16 protein-coding genes and 1 tRNA gene are annotated in these 17,102 nt (G+C 37.0%); 3 read left to right on the forward strand and 14 right to left on the reverse strand.

Annotated features, from left to right (window positions below):
• Positions 1–14 precede the first annotated feature (14 nt).
• From cysS to ACTTKP_RS02530, 6 genes are all read right to left on the reverse strand, one after another.
• Positions 15–1,412, reverse strand: coding sequence for a cysteine--tRNA ligase (gene cysS, locus ACTTKP_RS02505; RefSeq protein ID WP_442552321.1), 1,398 nt, complete (start codon positions 1,410–1,412; stop codon positions 15–17).
• Positions 1,399–2,082 carry a serine O-acetyltransferase gene (gene cysE / locus ACTTKP_RS02510; RefSeq protein WP_442552322.1) on the reverse strand — a complete coding sequence of 228 codons (684 nt, stop codon included), beginning with the start codon at positions 2,080–2,082 and terminating at the stop codon, positions 1,399–1,401. The genes cysS and cysE overlap by 14 nt, the downstream gene beginning before the upstream one ends.
• A 2-nt stretch (positions 2,083–2,084) precedes the next feature.
• Positions 2,085–2,621, reverse strand: coding sequence for a 2-C-methyl-D-erythritol 2,4-cyclodiphosphate synthase (gene ispF / locus ACTTKP_RS02515; RefSeq protein WP_442552323.1), 537 nt, complete (start codon positions 2,619–2,621; stop codon positions 2,085–2,087).
• Positions 2,622–3,242, reverse strand: coding sequence for a metallophosphoesterase family protein (locus tag ACTTKP_RS02520; RefSeq protein WP_442552324.1), 621 nt, complete (start codon positions 3,240–3,242; stop codon positions 2,622–2,624).
• Positions 3,243–3,256: 14 nt separating this feature from the next.
• Positions 3,257–3,745, reverse strand: coding sequence for a deoxycytidylate deaminase (locus ACTTKP_RS02525; protein WP_442552325.1), 489 nt, complete (start codon positions 3,743–3,745; stop codon positions 3,257–3,259).
• Between the two features lie 132 nt (positions 3,746–3,877).
• Positions 3,878–3,951 (reverse strand) — tRNA-Met (locus tag ACTTKP_RS02530).
• Positions 3,952–4,124: 173 nt separating this feature from the next.
• Here ACTTKP_RS02530 and ACTTKP_RS02535 point away from each other — a divergent pair.
• From ACTTKP_RS02535 to ACTTKP_RS02545, 3 genes are read left to right on the forward strand one after another with little or no spacing between them, the layout of a single operon-like run.
• Entirely contained in the window at positions 4,125–6,431 is a 2,307-nt protein-coding gene (locus tag ACTTKP_RS02535) for a putative bifunctional diguanylate cyclase/phosphodiesterase (RefSeq protein ID WP_442552326.1), read from the forward strand.
• Positions 6,432–6,443: 12 nt separating this feature from the next.
• The gene (locus tag ACTTKP_RS02540) at positions 6,444–8,213 is read left to right on the forward strand and encodes an Rqc2 family fibronectin-binding protein (RefSeq protein ID WP_442552327.1); all 1,770 of its coding nucleotides are present in this window, start codon (positions 6,444–6,446) and stop codon (positions 8,211–8,213) included.
• Positions 8,214–8,222: 9 nt separating this feature from the next.
• A complete protein-coding gene (locus ACTTKP_RS02545) occupies positions 8,223–9,062 on the forward strand; it encodes a histidinol-phosphatase HisJ family protein (protein ID WP_442552328.1) in 840 nt (279 codons plus the stop codon).
• On the opposite strand, the gene mnmA is transcribed toward ACTTKP_RS02545, so the two are convergent.
• The 8 genes from mnmA to ACTTKP_RS02585 form a co-directional block, all read right to left on the reverse strand.
• The gene (mnmA, locus tag ACTTKP_RS02550; protein ID WP_442552329.1) at positions 9,052–10,134 is read right to left on the reverse strand and encodes a tRNA 2-thiouridine(34) synthase MnmA; all 1,083 of its coding nucleotides are present in this window, start codon (positions 10,132–10,134) and stop codon (positions 9,052–9,054) included. The two genes, ACTTKP_RS02545 and mnmA, sit on opposite strands and share 11 nt — an antisense overlap.
• 49 nt (positions 10,135–10,183) lie before the next feature.
• Positions 10,184–10,639: an RrF2 family transcriptional regulator gene (locus ACTTKP_RS02555; protein WP_442552330.1), complete on the reverse strand. Its 456-nt coding sequence runs from the start codon at positions 10,637–10,639 to the stop codon at positions 10,184–10,186.
• Positions 10,640–10,648: 9 nt separating this feature from the next.
• Positions 10,649–11,590, reverse strand: a complete 942-nt coding sequence (locus tag ACTTKP_RS02560; RefSeq protein WP_442552331.1) for a glycosyltransferase family 2 protein — start codon at positions 11,588–11,590, stop codon at positions 10,649–10,651.
• Positions 11,587–12,492 (reverse strand): glycosyltransferase, encoded by a 906-nt coding sequence (locus ACTTKP_RS02565; RefSeq protein ID WP_442552333.1) that lies wholly within the window; start codon positions 12,490–12,492, stop codon positions 11,587–11,589. The genes ACTTKP_RS02560 and ACTTKP_RS02565 overlap by 4 nt, the downstream gene beginning before the upstream one ends.
• A gap of 167 nt (positions 12,493–12,659) precedes the next feature.
• Positions 12,660–14,153, reverse strand: a complete 1,494-nt coding sequence (locus ACTTKP_RS02570; RefSeq protein ID WP_442552334.1) for a flagellar hook protein FlgE — start codon at positions 14,151–14,153, stop codon at positions 12,660–12,662.
• Between the two features lie 44 nt (positions 14,154–14,197).
• The gene (locus ACTTKP_RS02575) at positions 14,198–14,599 is read right to left on the reverse strand and encodes a TIGR02530 family flagellar biosynthesis protein (RefSeq protein ID WP_442552335.1); all 402 of its coding nucleotides are present in this window, start codon (positions 14,597–14,599) and stop codon (positions 14,198–14,200) included.
• A 93-nt stretch (positions 14,600–14,692) separates the two neighbouring features.
• Positions 14,693–15,559, reverse strand: a complete 867-nt coding sequence (locus ACTTKP_RS02580) for a flagellar hook assembly protein FlgD (protein WP_442552336.1) — start codon at positions 15,557–15,559, stop codon at positions 14,693–14,695.
• 22 nt (positions 15,560–15,581) lie between these two features.
• Positions 15,582–17,072 carry a flagellar hook-length control protein FliK gene (locus ACTTKP_RS02585; RefSeq protein ID WP_442552337.1) on the reverse strand — a complete coding sequence of 497 codons (1,491 nt, stop codon included), beginning with the start codon at positions 17,070–17,072 and terminating at the stop codon, positions 15,582–15,584.
• Between the last annotated feature and the right edge of the window lie 30 nt (positions 17,073–17,102).

The following is a 17,102-nucleotide window of genomic DNA, read 5'->3' on the forward strand; positions in this document are numbered from 1 at the left end:
AAGTCCCGATAAAGCTATATTCTCTTCCACTTAACTCCCTCTCTGGTATCTTCTAAGACTATTCCTTTTGATGTAAGAATTTCTCTTATCTCATCAGCCCTTGCAAAATTCTTAGCCTTTCTCGACTCAGTTCTTTCTTTTATAAGTGCCTCTATTTCCTCGTCTAAGATTTCTTTCTCTTTTACTACCTTAACTCCAAGCACATCAGATAAAAGCACTATAATCTCTCTTACCTTTTTAACAAGTTCCTTAGAACTCTCCGCACTTATCTCGGAGTTTGCCAGTTTCACAAGATTAAACACTGCAGATACTGCATCTGCCGTATTAAAATCTGCTTCCATAGCTGCTTCAAAATCTGTTTTATAGGCTAATGCCTTGTCATACACTTCTTTTTCAGTTTCTGTTAAATTTTTATCAATTGCATTTTCAAGCAGGAAATCCAGGTTTGCCACAGCATTTATAATTCTTTCAAGTCCTGTTTTAGCCGCTTCCATCAGCTCATGACTAAAGTTTATTGGTCCTCTGTAATGAGCACCTAGCATGAAAAACCTCAGTATGCCAAGGTCATATTCCTTACTCACATCCCTGATAGTTATAAAATTGCCAAGGGACTTACTCATCTTCTCATTATTTATCCTAAGATAACCATTATGCATCCAGTATCTTGCAAAATTTTTTCCGTTAGCAGCTTCACTCTGTGCTATCTCATTTTCATGGTGTGGAAAAATAAGGTCTTCCCCACCGGCATGGATGTCTATCTGCTCTCCAAGATACTTTTTGCTCATAACCGAACACTCTATATGCCAGCCGGGTCTTCCCTCTCCCCAAGGAGACATCCAAAAAGGCTCACCCTCTTTTTTAGGCTTCCAAAGTACAAAATCAAGCGGATCATCCTTTTCATCATTTATGGCAATTCTCGCCCCTGACTCAAGGTCATCAATATTTTTATTGGAAAGCTTTCCATAGCTGTCAAAGCTTCTTGTTTTGAAATACACACTTCCGTTCTTAGCATAGGCATGACCCTTTTTTATAAGTTCCTCTATCATTTCAATCATGCCCTCAATTTCTTCAGTCGCCTTTGGATTTTTGGTAGCCGGAAGAACATTTAAGCCTTCCATGTCCTTCTTTGCTTCTTCAATGTATTTCTCAGATATTTCTACAGCCGGTACTCCCTCTTCATTCGCTCTTTTTATTATCTTATCATCCACATCCGTAAAATTGGATACATAGTTAACATCATAACCCTTGTATTCAAAATATCTTCGAACAGTATCAAATATAATTATCGGTCTTGCATTTCCTATATGCATAAAATTGTAAACAGTAGGGCCACACACATACATCTTTACTTTACCCTCTTCTAAAGGTATGAACTCTTCTTCTCTATTTGTAAGTGTATTATGTATTTTCATTATTCTTCCCCTTCTTAAATTCTTCAAAACTCTGTGCTAATTTTTCTATCTTCTTTCTTAACTTACAATTTTCTTCCCTTAGTTCATTTATGTCTCCGGATACAGGATCAGGAAAATGAACCTGATCTAAATCTATCTGTTCACACTTAATATTGTTGCGTTTTACTATTCTTCCGGGTACACCTACAACTGTAGAATTAGGCGGAATGTCTTTAAGAACCACACTGCCCGCACCTATCTTAGTGTTGTCACCGATGGTAATATTGCCAAGCACCTTCGCTCCTGCACTTATCATCACATTATTACCTATGGTAGGATGCCTCTTTCCTGTCTGCTTTCCCGTACCTCCAAGGGTCACACCCTGATATATGGTACAGTTGTCACCAATTATTGCCGTCTCTCCTATAATAACTCCTATGCCATGGTCAATAAAAAAGTTATTCCCTATGGTTGCTCCCGGATGTATATCTATACCCACCTTATCCGCACCTTTTTGCATAATCTTTCTTGCAAGAAGATAATGCCCCTTTAAATACAGTTTATGTGCAATACGGTATCTTAACATTATTCGAAAACCGGGATACAGTAAAACCTCAAGCTTAGATTTAATAGCAGGGTCTCTTTGGATAATGGCAGCAGACTCTTCTTTAAAAAATTTAATAAATCCCATCCTTAGTGACAACCTCCACAGCCACCGCAGCTTCCACAACCGCCCATTATATAATCATCTTCATTTATCATTTCCTTAAGAAGGCATACAGCCTGTGCCTTCATTCCCTCACCGCTTCCTGTAAATCCGAGCCCCTCTTCCGTGGTAGCCTTGATATTTACCTGACTTTCCTCTATGCAGAGAGCGCTTGCTATATTTTTTACCATCTCCGGTATGTAAGGTGCAAGTTTAGGCTTTTCAGCCATAATTGTAGCATCTATGTTCTCTATAACATATAACTTATCTTCAATTATTTTTCTGACTGCCACCAAAAGCTTTATGCTTTCAATATCTTTGTATCTCTCATCAGTATCAGGAAAATGCCTGCCAATATCTCCCTCTGCCACCGCTCCTAAAAGAGCATCCATCACCGCATGAGTTAATACATCCGCATCAGAATGTCCTAAAAGTCCTTTTTCATAAGGAATATCCACTCCTCCGAGTATTAATTTTCTCCCCTCCACCATTCGGTGAACATCATATCCGCTTCCTATTCTCATTTATTCAACCATTCCTCTTTCTTTCCAATAACTTATCCACTCATTTAATGACCATGGCTCATAGTCCGAATACATACAGAAGCAGTTTAGCATATTGCATGGAATGTCTTTTCTACTTCCGTCTTTGTTAATCACACTGTATTCCCTTGTAATCTTTACAAACTTCTCTATAAGCCTTTGGTCATGCGTATCATGAACATGACCATAAATCATATAAGTCTTAGGTTCACCTGTTTTGGTACGCCTGTACTGACCATTGTAACACATAACAGGATAATGGCAAAGTATGATTTTTTTCCCATTATCTGAAATTTCTTTATATTCTTTAATCCATTCAAAACGACTCTTATCAAAATCAATCTTATTAACGAGTTTATAGTCATGATTTCCTATTATAAGGCTGAGTTTCCCATTCAACTTCTTAAGAACCGCATTTGTTTCCTCTGCTTTTCCAAAGGATAAATCTCCAAGTATGAATACCTCATCTCTTCTGTTTACCCTTCGATTCCACCTTTCTATAATGTAGTCATGCATCTCTTCTACACTGCCAAAACCTCTATTATCCATCTCTATATTTAATTTTTCATGAAAAAAATGCAAATCTGAAATATAATACTTCAAACTTCTTCCCCCTATTAGTACCCAAACATTCCACTTAAAGAATCATCATTTTCTATCCAATCACTTACACTGACTACTCTAAAATTATTCTTATCATCCCTTATATATACTCTTTCAACTCCTGCATTGATTATTACCCTTTTACACATAGCACAGCTGTTCGCATCTTTCACATAACTTCCATCTTTAGTTTCAATTCCTACCAGATATATATCACTACCTATAAGTTCTTCTCTGGATGCACTTATTATGGCATTTTGCTCTGCATGTACACTGCGACACAATTCATACCGCTCTCCTCTTGGAACTTTTAGTTTTTCACGCATACAAAATCCTAAGTCTGAACAGTTTTTTCTTCCCCTTGGTGCTCCTGTATATCCTGTCGCAATGACCTCGTCATTTTTCACTATAACCGCTCCATAATGTCTTCTAAGGCAGGTACTTCTCTGCGACACTACTTCTGCTATATCAAGATAATAGTTTATCTTATCTCTTCTTTCCATAAACCCTCCTCTTACTGCTGACAGCCGTACATCTCTCGGAGAGATTTTTATCTAATAAATAATTTCGAATAAATCTTCCATCAAACAAAAAAGGTGCCTGATTACATCTCTGTAACTCAGACACCTAATACCTAGCGAAGGAGGGACTTGAACCCCCGACACCACGGGTATGAACCGTGTGCTCTAGCCAGCTGAGCTACTTCGCCATATCAGCCTCAAGATTTCTCTCAAAACGACAAGAAACATTATAATGGATGATACGAAGTTTGTCAATAGAAAATTAAAATTTTTACTTTTCTTCCAATTCTTGATATACATACATCTTATATGTTATAATAACTATTTATTATAGTTAATTAATTATGGGAGGGATGAAGTTATGTTAAATGACAAAAGCATAAGAAAGCTATTGCTGTATCCTCTCTTTGCTATTTTAACACTTCACTTAATACGAATTTTATTTATAAATGACAATGTTTCATTTATTACCAGTGCTTCAATAGATGCTTTTATTATTTTTATTTTTGGAATTTCCATAAAATATATCGGTAAAAATAAAAATTACTATAAGGTTTATCTTATTGCTATTATCGCAGATGCTTTAGCAAGTCTTTTATACGGTCTGCCTCTAGGGCTTATAAGCCGTGTTGCAGATGTAATTTATCTTATTCCCAATTCCCTCTATGTAGGCTGTCTGATAGTATTTGTGCTGACTTCTCTAAAGAATTGGAATAAGTATCAGTTTTTTTCCGATATATTTATAATATCAATAATAGGCTTCATCATAGTATGGTCCTTATTTATAAATGGCAGCCACAACTTCGAAAAATTAGGCTACAGCAATCTGATTATTATAATTTATGTCTTCTTGGATTTTTTTATACTCAGTGTCTGTGCCCTGTTATTACTTTCCATCGGAGTTAAAAACATTCATAAAAAGCTTGTATTCCCTCTGCTTGCCATCCTTACCTACTCTCTTTCAGACTATGTATCTGCCTATAACATACTTTTTGAAGTGCCGTTAAACAGAGGTCTGCTTGATTTTTCATACAAGATTGCTTCTTTGTTTTTTACAATGGGTGCCGTATATGAAGCCAACCATCCCGATACAAAGACATTCCTTAACAGCACTAAGTTATCTCAAAATTTAAAAACACCTAAAAAAACCTTCATCTTCTTAGGAATAATAATATCTTTCCTTTTCATAGAGGGTTTTATAACATTAAAAATACTTCAGATTATAATCTTTAGCTGCATAATATATTGGGGATGTACTGCAACCATACGCTTTCATGAAGTGAGTAAAACTCTCCTTGAAGCGGAACAGGCAAATAGGACAAAACTTGAAGAACTGGTTGAAGAACGAACCAGAGATCTCACACTTTCATACAAAAAACTTGAAGAAATGTCTAATACCGACAGTCTTACAGGGCTTAGCAGCTATAAGCATTTTTCTGCTTTTATTGATGAAATGACAAAGTATGAACAGCCTTTTGTATTTATGTGTATAGACATTAACAGATTTAAATTTATAAACGATTCTTACGGGCATGATGTAGGTGATAAAGTGCTTCAAACCTTGGCAGACAGGCTTAGAACCATATGTCCCGATAACGGAGAGCTTTTCCGCATAGGCGGTGACGAATTCATACTTATTCTAAAGGGATATATTCCTTTAGATACCATATCCACATTTGCAGAAAAGATACTTGAATTGTTCAATTCTCCTTTATCAATAGAGCCATACCAGCTTAAGTTAAAGGCAAGCATAGGCATTTCCCTCTATCCTGATGATTCAAAAGATAAGGAAGAACTAATAAGATATGCCGATATAGCTAAATACAGCATTAAGAACAGCATAAATAAAAACTGGTATTCATTTTTTAAGAAGTCAATGCTGGAGGTCTTTAGCAAGCGACAGGAAATAGAACTTATGTATAAAAACGCTAATTCCGAACAGGAGTTCATACTGTATTTTCAGCCTCAGTTCAGCATTCATGATAAAAAGCTTATTGGAATGGAAGCTCTAATACGCTGGCTTCATCCTGAAAAGGGACTTATCTCCCCTATACACTTCATACCGGTAATTGAAGATACCGGAGACATTATTACACTCGGAAAGCTTATTATGCGTAAAGCTTTTGCACAGATTAAAATATGGAATGAAAAATACAACACCAATCTGAGAATCAGCATAAATGTTTCTCCTAAGCAGATAGAGGATGATAACTTTATGGAATGGTTTAATTCTCAGATGGATGCCTCCGGCATAAGCACTGATTGGATAGACTTAGAACTTACAGAAAGCAGTTATATGCATTTTAATGACGAAAACAAGCACATTTTTAATGAATTGTCCGATTTGGGAATAAAGACTTCCATTGACGATTTCGGTACAGGCTACTCTTCACTCAGCTATATCAAATCACTTAACTTCGACCGCTTGAAAATAGCTAAAGAGCTTATCGATAATATTGAAAATGACGAAAACTCACAGCTTATAATTAAAGCCATCATAATGATGTCTGACGGATTAAAATTAAAAACCATTGCCGAGGGTGTTGAAGACAAGAACCAGCTAAACCTCTTAGAGAAACTTGGCTGTGATGAAATACAGGGTTATATTTGGGGAAGACCTATACCGGCAGATGAATTCGAAGAGAAATATATAATCAATGCTAATTAGAAAGGAAGCAAAATGTCATTTGATGGAAGCGTAGTGGCAGGAATGACCCACGAACTTAAAAACTGCCTTACCGGCGGCTATATTACCAAGATTGCACAACCCGAAAAAGATGCCCTTGTACTCACTGTAAAAAATAACAGGACTCAGTACAAGCTTTTTCTCTCTGCCAATGCCTCCCTTCCTCTTGCCTACATTACAAGCGAAAACAGAAAATCTCCTATGACTGCACCCAATTTCTGTATGTTGCTCAGAAAGCATCTCGGAAATGCTAAGATTTTGGAAGTTTATCAGCCTGAATTTGAAAGAATCATTCGCTTAAAGACCGAGCATTTAGATGAAATGGGAGATTTATCAGTAAAGTATCTTGTAATAGAGCTTATGGGAAAATACAGCAACATCATACTTCTTGATGATGGAGAAAGGGTTATTGACAGTATTAAACATGTATCAATGCTTGTAAGTTCGGTAAGAGAAATCTTACCCGGAAAAGATTACTTTGTGCCTGCACAGGAAGGAAGAATTAATCCTCTTGAAGCAGATATTAGTTATTTTACCAATGTGATTGCAGCTAAGCCTACTTCCATAGGGAAAGCCGTATACACATCTCTTACAGGTTTTTCTCCACAGCTTGCCAATGAAATCTGTCTGCTCTCAGGATTGGATGCAGACCAATCCACCGCCTCACTTAGTGAAGCAGATATAAACCTGCTCTTCAAAAGTTTTTTAATTTTCATAAATTATATAAAAAACGGACAATTCAGTCCTATTATATATTATAGTAAAAACGGAACTCCAAAGTCCTTTGCAGTTTTTAAACTTCATATATACGATAACTTAGAAAATAAGACTTTTCCTGATATTTCTCCGCTGCTTGAGGAGTTTTATAATTCTAAGGATAAATCTGACAGAATAAGACAAAAATCAACAGACCTTAAAAAGCTTATTACAAATGCAATTTCAAGAACTGCAAATAAATTGGATATTTTTGCAAAACAACTTAGGGATACCGAGAACAGAGATAAGTATAGAATATACGGAGAACTTATCACAACCTACGGCTATCAGGCTAAAGACGGCGATAAGCTTCTTACCTGCACAGATTATTATTCAGGTAAGGAAGTTAATATAACCCTTGATACATCCATCCCTGTTATGGCAAATGCCAAAAAATATTTTGATAAATATGCAAGACAGAAAAGAACTTATGAAGCTGTATTAATACAGCAGGACGAAGCTAAGTTAGAGTTAAACCACTTGGATTCAATTAAAATGTCTCTCGACATGGCAGAAAATGAAGATGACCTTGCTGAAATCAGAAAAGAACTTGAAAATGCAGGCTATGCTAAAAAGACTGTACTAAGCGGTAAAAAAGGTAAGGCAAAAGAAGCAAAGGGAACTCCTCTTCACTTTATTTCAAGTGACGGCTTTGATATTTTTGTAGGAAAAAATAATATTCAAAATGATTATCTTACTTTTAAGCTGGCTTCAAACAGCGACTGGTGGTTTCATGCCAAGAAATGTGCAGGCTCTCATGTCCTATTAATAACCAACGGCAAAGAAGTTCCTGACAGAACCTTTGAAGAAGCAGGTAAGCTTGCAATACATTATTCTTCTGTCAACACCTCTTCTCTGCCTGCAGGTGACGGGACAAAGTACGAGGTAGACTATGTACAAAAGAAAGAAGTTAAAAAACCAAATGGTGCAAAGCCCGGCTTTGTAGTATACTATACAAATTATTCACTGACTGCTGATTCTGATATTTCAGGCATCAGGCAGATATAGGAGGAAGTTATGATAATTGCAGATATGCACACCCATTCAGCCTTTTCAGGGGACTCTGAAACTCCCATAGAAAACCAGATTGAAAAGGCTATATCTCTCGGGCTTAAGCATTATTGTATTACAGATCATGAAGATCTTTATTATCCCGAAACTATTGATGACAGCGGAAATTCTATAAATATTTTTAAACTTGATTTCCCTGCTTACTTCAATAAAATTAATAGGCTTAAAACAACCTATAAAGATAAGATAAATATTTTAACCGGAATAGAGCTCGGCTTATGCGAGAGAGCCATTCCTGAATATCAAAAACTCGTGACTGAAAATAATTTTGATTTTGTAATAGCTTCCGTCCACCTTATAGATGGTTTAGACCCATACTATCCTGAATTTTGGCTCTATCATGATAGAAAGGCTGCCATCACAAGATATTTTGAAATCATGCTTGAAATGATAACTAAATTTACCGATTTTGATGCCCTTGGCCATCTCGACTATATCTTCAGGTATATAAGGGATGAAGCAGGTAATCCTACTGACGGACATTATTCATATAGAGAATATGCCGACCTCATCGATCCCATACTTATGAAAATAATAGAGCTTGACAAGGCTTTAGAAATAAATACTGCCGGCTATAAATATGGACTTGAATCACCTAACCCTCATAGTAAAGTAATAAAACGCTATAAAAAACTTGGGGGCAAAAAAATAACCATAGGCTCTGACGGTCATAAACCTGAACATCTTGCCTATGATTTTGATAAATGTGAAGCTCTTTTAAAAGAACTGGAGTTTGACGGATATTATATTTATGAAAATAGAAAACCTGTTAAAATCAGCTTCTGATTATCTTTCCGCCACAGACAACCTCTCCTGCCTCGTTATAGACAACCAGGGTTTGACCGGGGGCAGAAGCTCGCTGTGGCTCTAAAAATTCTACTACTATATTCTCACCCTCAAAGCTCAAATTACACTTTCCTCCCTTATGATTATATCTTATTTTTGCCATGTATATCTTCTTTGAAGCTTCTATTTCCTCCCTTGTTTCAGCCATAAAATTAATTTTTTCTGCTAAAACCCTTGAACCGAAGAGTCCCTCATTATCCGAAAGCACCACCTCATTATTCTCCGGTCTTATTTCTTTTACAAACATAGGCTTGCCGAAAGCTATTCCAAGCCCCTTCCTCTGTCCTATGGTATAATGTACTATTCCTCTATGCTCACCCAGTATCTTACCCTCTAAATCTACAAAATTTCCTTTTTGGGCAACTATCCCGTATTCTTTTTCAAGATAGCCCGCATAGTCTCCATCCGGTATGAAACATATTTCCATACTGTCAGGCTTCGCAGCAATCTCTATACCTGCTTCAACAGCCATTTTCCTCACCTCATCTTTTTCATAACTTCCAAGAGGAAGCAGAGTCCTTTTAAGCTGCTCCTGTGTGAGATTGCAGAGAGCATATGTCTGATCCTTTGTTGCCGACTGAGAATTTACAATAGTATATCTCCCATTAGGAAGTTTCCTTATCTTCGCATAATGCCCCGTTGCTACAAAGTCCGCACCGAAATACTTTGCGCCCTCAAAAAGTGCTTTCCACTTCACCATCCTATTACATAGAGTACAAGGGTTAGGTGTCTGTCCATTCTTATATGCATCAGCAAAATAATCCATCACATTTTCTTTAAATCTGTCTTTTACATCTACTATTTTATATGGTATCCCTAAAGCATTTGCAACCTTTATTGCATCTTCTTTATCCCTTGCTCCAAGACAGTTACTGGTTGAAGCATCGACATCACCTTTATTCCATATATCCATAGTGACTCCGTACACCTCATAACCTGCTTTTTTAAGCAGATATGCTGCTACTGAAGAGTCTACACCTCCCGACAGGCCAACAGCTACTTTATTCGACATTTCTCACCTTTTCTGATTTTCACACATATTTTATATTGTGTGCAATCTTTTATTTTTTATTACAACTCATATTTCTTCCAGACATATTTTCTTCCAGTAAGTTCTTACCATCTCTTGCAAGTTCAGACAGCATTAAGCTGTCTACCGCCTGATTAATGCTGTCTGCAATCCTCTTCCACACAAACTTAGTCACACAGGTATCTGAACCTTCACAAAGTGAGCCGTCTATTTCTGCGCAGTCCACAGGGTTTAAATCCCCCTCCAAAGCTCTTAATACCTCTCCTACTGATATTTCTTCAGCCGGTCTTGCAAGCACATAACCTCCCTGTGCCCCTCTTAAACTATTTACTATTCCTGCCTTTTTAAGCATAGCTATCAGCCTTTCTAAGTAATTCTCAGAAATAAGCTGTCTTGCTGCTATACTGCTTACTGATGCCGCCTCATCATGCATGGCTATGTCAAGTACCGCTTTAAGGCCATACCTCCCCTTAGTTGAAATCTTCATCTTAGTCTCCTACACAAATATAAATAAAGCTATATTTCTTATAAAGCCTGATTTGAGAAATTTATTTTTAATTATACTGATTTTCCTTCCAAAAAATCCCATATATTTAAGCCTTACAAACTCTTTTACAATATTTAACTCTTCATTAGAAAGATTATCTCCAAAGTATCTCAAAAATTCCTCACCCTGCTCTATGTTTTGGTTAATCCTCCGCCTTATTTCATATATTTTACTAAGCCTCGCTCTTACATAAGAGTTAAAGCTCTCTCCACCAACTACATTGTTTCCATGTTGCCTGTAATACTCTGTAAATCCGTCCACATAGCCAATTTCGCCAAGTCCTGCTGCAATCAGTCCAAACCACCAGTCATGCATCTTTGCCTTTTTATATGGTATCAAACCTTTTTTCTCCGCTGCAAGTTCAGCCTCCAAAAGAGCCTTGTTAATCATAACTGTACCGCCAATTAGCTTATTTTCCATAAGCAGGTAATTAAGCGAAATTTTTGTCCTATCCACTTTTTCCGCCTCAAAATACGAAGAAGCTGTTATTGTTAAATTTTTATCAGTAATAGCTACATCCGAAAACACCAGTGCAGGTCTTCCCTTTTCTATCTCTTTTATCTTAACAAGTGAACGGCTGAGTTTATCTTTTACCCACACATCATCCTGGTCTGAAAAGCAAAAATACTCTGCTTCAGGAAAAAATCCTACTGCCTCCTTTATACCGTTAAAGAAATTACCGGCAGCTCCAAAATTTTTTTTGTTTTTTTGAAAATATATCTTATCAGGATATTTTTCCACATATTCGGCCACTACTTCTTCTGTACCGTCTTTTGAGCCATCATCAAACACAAATAGCTTCCACTCAGAATAATCCTGAGTAAGTATAGACTCTATCTGCTCTCTAATGTATTTTTCTCCATTATAAGTTCCCATTATTATAGCTATCATTTAAAATAATCCTTATTCATACAGAACTGTTGTACCAATACCTTTGGCAGTTTATCATATTTTTTACCAAGTTTATACCCGATTAGCTTTGCCGCACTGTGAAATACAAGCTTCGGTATCAAGTAAAATTTGCCCACTCTTATCAAATGAAATACTGTATCTTTAACCAATCTGCTGCCCTCTTTATAGGAGGAAACCTTTTCAAAGACTTCTTTGTACTCCCTATGTGATGCACCTAAGTCAAAATTCCTATGAAACTGCTGTCCCATAGTGTATTCGTGGTAATGCACCACCCTTGCATCCGCCTTGTACACTACCTTATATCCCATCTCCATAACCTTAGCCGCCATCAGCATATCTTCATTAAATACCGTTCTCTTAACAAAGCCTCCTGCCTCATTGTACACTTTCTTCCTATAAGCCGCACATACATCCGAATTAAACCAAGCCTTTATCCCCATAGTTTTTATATCTTCACTTGTTTTAATCCTATCCTTATTCGGATAATTAAATTCTCTTGTATATCTTTCTATTTCCCCTGCCTTCTCGTCTGTTTCCTGTCTGGCATAGGCTATTGCCACAGTTTCATCCTCAAAGGCTGAAATGAGATTATTAAACAATCTACCGTCTTTTGGTCTTGCATCCTGAGTCATACATATAAAAACCTCTGAATCCGACATATCAGCTCCCATCCTTCTGGTAGCTCCATGGTCAAATTCAGATTTCTTAATATGAATTACTTTTATCGGAATAATTTCCTCAAATTCCTTCTTCCAAAACTTCTCTTCTGTATTAATAATAAAAATGTTAACGGGTTTTACAGTCTGAGTGAGTATCCCCTTTAGCAACTCTTTTAATTCAGAACTTGGTTTGTATGTAGGTATTATAACATCAAATGTCATTATATTTCTTCTTCCTATTCTTAATTATGGATATTTAATTATACAGTATATCAAATTGTACCTAAACATGCAAACAGCCACAGAATATTTCATAAAGAAACATTTCTGCGGCTGTTCATCATTATTTAATAGGAATTCTCTAAGAAATTTCCTATAGTTTTTATTGATTATCTCTTAAGGTTAATAAGCTCTTCAAGAATTGAATCTGTAGTAGTTATAGTTCTTGAGTTAGCCTGGAAACCACGCTGTGTAGTAATCATATCTGTAAACTGAGCAGCAAGGTCTACATTAGACATCTCAAGCATACCTGTACTAATCTTACCTCCATCAGCAGTAACATCCTTACCTACACCATCAAAGCTTCCTGAGTTCATAGTCTCCACAAAGTTACTATTTCCTACTGCCTCAAGACCGCCCGGATTCTTAAAGCCTGCTACAGCAATCTGTCCGAGGAGTTTAAGGTCACCATTATCGTAAGAACCATAAATCTTACCTGAAGTATCTATGGTAGCACCCTTCATAGTTCCCTTCATCTTACCTTTTCCGTTACCGTCTACATCACCCATGGTGGACTCTATCTTAGAAGATGTAGAGCTTGCAAACATAGTGAGCTGTGAGAAATCCATCTCAATATTTTCAAACGGATTAGGAGTCTTTCCACCTATATTAAGATACATCTTTTTAATTTTATTTTCATCATCGGCTACTCCTGAAGCATCAAATTCTGATGATGTATCTGCTACAAGTGTCCTAAACTTACCTGTAGTTCCATCAAATACCATATTAAATTTACCGGACTCACTAAAGTTTGGCTCTCCATTCTCACCCATTTCTGCAGAACCTACCTCACCAAGTCCTTGTTTTTCTTGTGTAATTGTTGCTCCCCAACCTGTAGGCTCTTTGGTTATTGAACCATCATCACCTTTCTTTTCTGTATACATTATGGACTTACCATCCCTAAGTATGTCCTTAAGCTCTATATTATAGGCATTGTCCGATACAGAACTCTGCTTAATTACAAACTTGGCTGTATACTTATATCCTAATTTATCATAGAAGTTCATCTGGAAAGTACGCCCTGATGAACCTGATGCCATCTGGGTATCTCTCTTATCTATATTTCCTGAAATATAAGATGCTTTAGTAGCCTCAGGGTCTGTATACATATTCTCAGGTGACATTATATTAAGGTTAGACACTGGACCCGGCTTAGTCTTTGTAGGGTCATCAGGGTCTACCTGCCATCCCTGTACCTTAGCACCGTCAGAAGTGGTAAGAGTACCGTCAGCATCTACTGTAAATGCACCATTTTTTGTAAAATAAGTCCTTCCACCGTTCTTAGTGATAAAGAATGAATCCCCTGAAAGCATACAGTCGAACGCATTGTTGGTAGTCTGTGAACCGCCTGCTCCTGAAATATTTTTAGAAATAGCTGCTACATTGGCACCAAGACCTATCTGCTTGGAGTTGATACCACCTACATTTGTCTCCTTATTAGGACCTGAAGAAGCCTGTGTTGTCTGATAAAACACATCAGAAAACACTGTAGAACTGGACTTAAATCCTACTGTATTTACATTCGCTATATTGTTACCTATAACATCCATCTTGGTCTGGTGTACTTTAAGCCCTGCAACACCAGAAAAAAGTGATCTCATCATAATGTATGACCTCCATCGTAAACTTCTTATTATATAATAATTATTTAGCTTATTACTGCTCCATCAATATTTGTGAAAATCTTGTCTCCACTATCTCCTACAGCAGTGACTACCATATTGTTCTTTACATTTACTATAAATGCAAGTTCGTCAACTACTATAAGCGATTCATTGATTCCTTTCTGTCTTGCTCTGTCAGTTCCTTCTGAAAGTCTTGATATCTGTTCATTTGATAAATTGATATTACGACTGGCAAGCCTCTCGTTTGCGTGTTTGGAAAACCTTAGTTTTCCCGTTTCTTTTTCGGACTCATTTATAAGTATATCCCTAAAACTATGTCCTGTAAAGACGGCATTGTCTTTAACCTTGTTTTCTTTTAATTCTCGGTCAAGATATCTACCTCTAATCTGCTCAATAGATCCTAAACTTCCATTGTTTACTTTCATGACCTCACCTCATATTTAACTTATTCGGCAGCTTGGAGTAAAAAATATTATTTAATACCATCTTCATCCTTACCCCATGCTACCTTTATGAGGTCAAGGAGTTTGAGGTTTTTCAGACTCAGGTTTCTTATCTCCTTCAGGCTTTTTATCCCCTTCAGTCTTCTTATCTCCCTCAGGCTTTTTAGGTTCGTCCCCCTCTGTAACTGTTAGAGAAAGATTAGTATTATTATGTGTATTAAAATCATTCTTAAACTTAACATCTACTTTGTAGTATCCCGGCTTTAAGTCCTTAAATGCCTCCGGATAAACTGTTACAAGGCCATCCTCATCTACTGTGAAGTGCTTAGCAGGTATATCTTTTCCTGCTATATTGAGTCCAAGTGCAGTTGCCTTGCCGACACCCTCGCCCATATGTACTCTAAACTTCACAACGCCCGGATGATCCTTATTGAACTTCAGATTTTTATTTTCAACCTTAGGAATTACATTTCCCTTTAAATATTCAGGATTGATAACCGACTGTAAGTCGGAAGCAGGATACATATTTCCACCGATTGAAAGGTATGCCTTATTTCCTTTTATTGATACAAAGTCAACCTTTCCGCTTACAGTAGTTTCTTTTCCATCCGCACCCTTAGTAGCCATCACAACTTCCTGTCCGATAAGACTGAAAGCCTGTGCATTGGCCATAGTAGTATTCATATTCTGCATCTGCTCAAGAGTTGAATAAGTTGCAAGCTGCGATACCCACTCTGTATTACTCTGAGGCTGCAGCGGATCCTGATTTTCCATCTGAGCACAGAGGAGTTTCAAAAATGAATCCTTGCCTAGCTTATTCATCTCATCAGCAGTTTTTATTTTTTTTATATTTTTAGTCTTATTGATAACACCATCTTTTACCTGGGCTTCAAGACCTTTATCAGTTCTTGTAGAACTGTAGTTTGTGCTAAAATCTGCCATATTTTGCCTTTCTATAATCTTGCTATGCTCCAAGATTTATATTGCTGCCTGTTCCATCTTCCGTATAGGCTCTGATTGCTTCCTCCGGCGAAACTGATACCATCTCAATTCCATCCTCTCCATCAATAGCAAAATTTCTATTTCTCTTATTTTTCTTTCCTTCTTCTCCGGCACTCTTTCCTTGATTTTCTCTACCAATTCCATTTTCTGAAATCATTACAGATACACTCTCCACCTTAAGTCCCTGATTTTCAAAATTTAGCTTAAGTGTGGCTATCTGACTTTCAAGGGCTGCCTTAGCCTCAGCTGTTTCTACTCTAAACTCAGCCTGCATAATACCATGTTTAGCTGATACATTTACAGCCACCTTACCAAGGGTTTCCGGAGTAAGTAAAAACTCAAGACTTGTCTTATCAGGAGCATGAAGATCTTTTATCTGATTTGTAACCTGCTCAAGTATCGCCTTAGCTGTTGTTCCTTCCGGAAGTGACTCTGTTCCTTCAAGTTCCTTTACACTTGCTGCAATATTTTCAAAAAGTTTCTGTGCTGAAACTTCTACAGCTCCTGCTGATATATTCCGCTTATCTCCACTTGAATTTTTATCATTACCGTCAAACTCAAACACAGGTTCTTGCGAATTTGTCCCATTTACATCTCCTACTAAGGGAATCATTACAGCCGACTCTTGCGTATCTTCTTCAATAACCTTGTCAGTCTCTGTTTCTTTCCTTGTTGTAACAAGCTCTGCAGTTTCAGACTTCTCAAACATTTTAGCAAGAATTTCACCAAGGCTTACCGATTCTTTTTTCTCAGACTCAATTAGCTCTCTTGTTGCCTGATTCTCATCTGCGACTCCTTCTGTCATTCCGGCAGTCATTTGCTCCATATCATCCAGATAACTGTTTAAGACTTCAGAAATCCCCTCTAAATCCTTAAACGCCTCATTATTTGTGAGGATAGCTGAAATATTATCAAGTCCGTTCATCTCAGTAACAAACCCTTTCCAGCTATCAATGTCCAGCAAATTATCAGATGTTAAATCAGCTCCTATCATAAAATCTTTAATAACAGTTTCATCAGCCCCTGTTTTATTAGAAATATCAGCTATAAGACTAGCAAGTATTGCCATTAAAGCCCCTATGCCTTCACACTGCTCTTTACCATCATCTTTTAGTTCTTTTGTAAATATCTGTTTTACAGACTCTTTATCCGCCTGACAGGTACCGTCTTTTACATTGTATAAAGCCCCACCCTTATCATCAGTTGTTCTGTTATTCGCATTATTTACAGCTTTATTATCAGCATTTGCAGTTTGTATATTCCCTCCTTCCTTTGACTTTTTTTCAAAAGCATTACTAACTTTTGATTCTCTTGCATTAGCTTTAGTCATAGCTGAATTATTTTCTTTATTCAGTATGTCTGAAAAAGATGCATCAGTACTACCAGTCTGTGCCTTCGCCTTAGCATTTGCTGATGGTAAAACAGTATTCAGATTGACCTGTGCTGCCATCATAAAAAATCTCCCTCCTATCCTCAATATGTA

The organism is Catonella sp. (assembly GCF_052169795.1).
Classification (GTDB): domain Bacteria; phylum Bacillota; class Clostridia; order Lachnospirales; family Lachnospiraceae; genus Catonella.

What these genes read in the sequence shown, in the direction of transcription:
- cysS (WP_442552321.1), bottom strand. Translation starts at nt 1,412, where the DNA reads ATGAAAATACATAATACACTTACAAATAGAGAAGAAGAGTTCATACCT.
- cysE (WP_442552322.1), bottom strand. Translation starts at nt 2,082, where the DNA reads ATGGGATTTATTAAATTTTTTAAAGAAGAGTCTGCTGCCATTATCCAA.
- ispF (WP_442552323.1), bottom strand. Translation starts at nt 2,621, where the DNA reads ATGAGAATAGGAAGCGGATATGATGTTCACCGAATGGTGGAGGGGAGA.
- ACTTKP_RS02525 (WP_442552325.1), bottom strand. Translation starts at nt 3,745, where the DNA reads ATGGAAAGAAGAGATAAGATAAACTATTATCTTGATATAGCAGAAGTA.
- ACTTKP_RS02535 (WP_442552326.1), top strand. Translation starts at nt 4,125, where the DNA reads ATGTTAAATGACAAAAGCATAAGAAAGCTATTGCTGTATCCTCTCTTT.
- ACTTKP_RS02540 (WP_442552327.1), top strand. Translation starts at nt 6,444, where the DNA reads ATGTCATTTGATGGAAGCGTAGTGGCAGGAATGACCCACGAACTTAAA.
- ACTTKP_RS02545 (WP_442552328.1), top strand. Translation starts at nt 8,223, where the DNA reads ATGATAATTGCAGATATGCACACCCATTCAGCCTTTTCAGGGGACTCT.
- mnmA (WP_442552329.1), bottom strand. Translation starts at nt 10,134, where the DNA reads ATGTCGAATAAAGTAGCTGTTGGCCTGTCGGGAGGTGTAGACTCTTCA.
- ACTTKP_RS02555 (WP_442552330.1), bottom strand. Translation starts at nt 10,639, where the DNA reads ATGAAGATTTCAACTAAGGGGAGGTATGGCCTTAAAGCGGTACTTGAC.
- ACTTKP_RS02560 (WP_442552331.1), bottom strand. Translation starts at nt 11,590, where the DNA reads ATGATAGCTATAATAATGGGAACTTATAATGGAGAAAAATACATTAGA.
- ACTTKP_RS02565 (WP_442552333.1), bottom strand. Translation starts at nt 12,492, where the DNA reads ATGACATTTGATGTTATAATACCTACATACAAACCAAGTTCTGAATTA.
- ACTTKP_RS02570 (WP_442552334.1), bottom strand. Translation starts at nt 14,153, where the DNA reads ATGATGAGATCACTTTTTTCTGGTGTTGCAGGGCTTAAAGTACACCAG.
- ACTTKP_RS02575 (WP_442552335.1), bottom strand. Translation starts at nt 14,599, where the DNA reads ATGAAAGTAAACAATGGAAGTTTAGGATCTATTGAGCAGATTAGAGGT.
- ACTTKP_RS02580 (WP_442552336.1), bottom strand. Translation starts at nt 15,559, where the DNA reads ATGGCAGATTTTAGCACAAACTACAGTTCTACAAGAACTGATAAAGGT.
- ACTTKP_RS02585 (WP_442552337.1), bottom strand. Translation starts at nt 17,072, where the DNA reads ATGATGGCAGCACAGGTCAATCTGAATACTGTTTTACCATCAGCAAAT.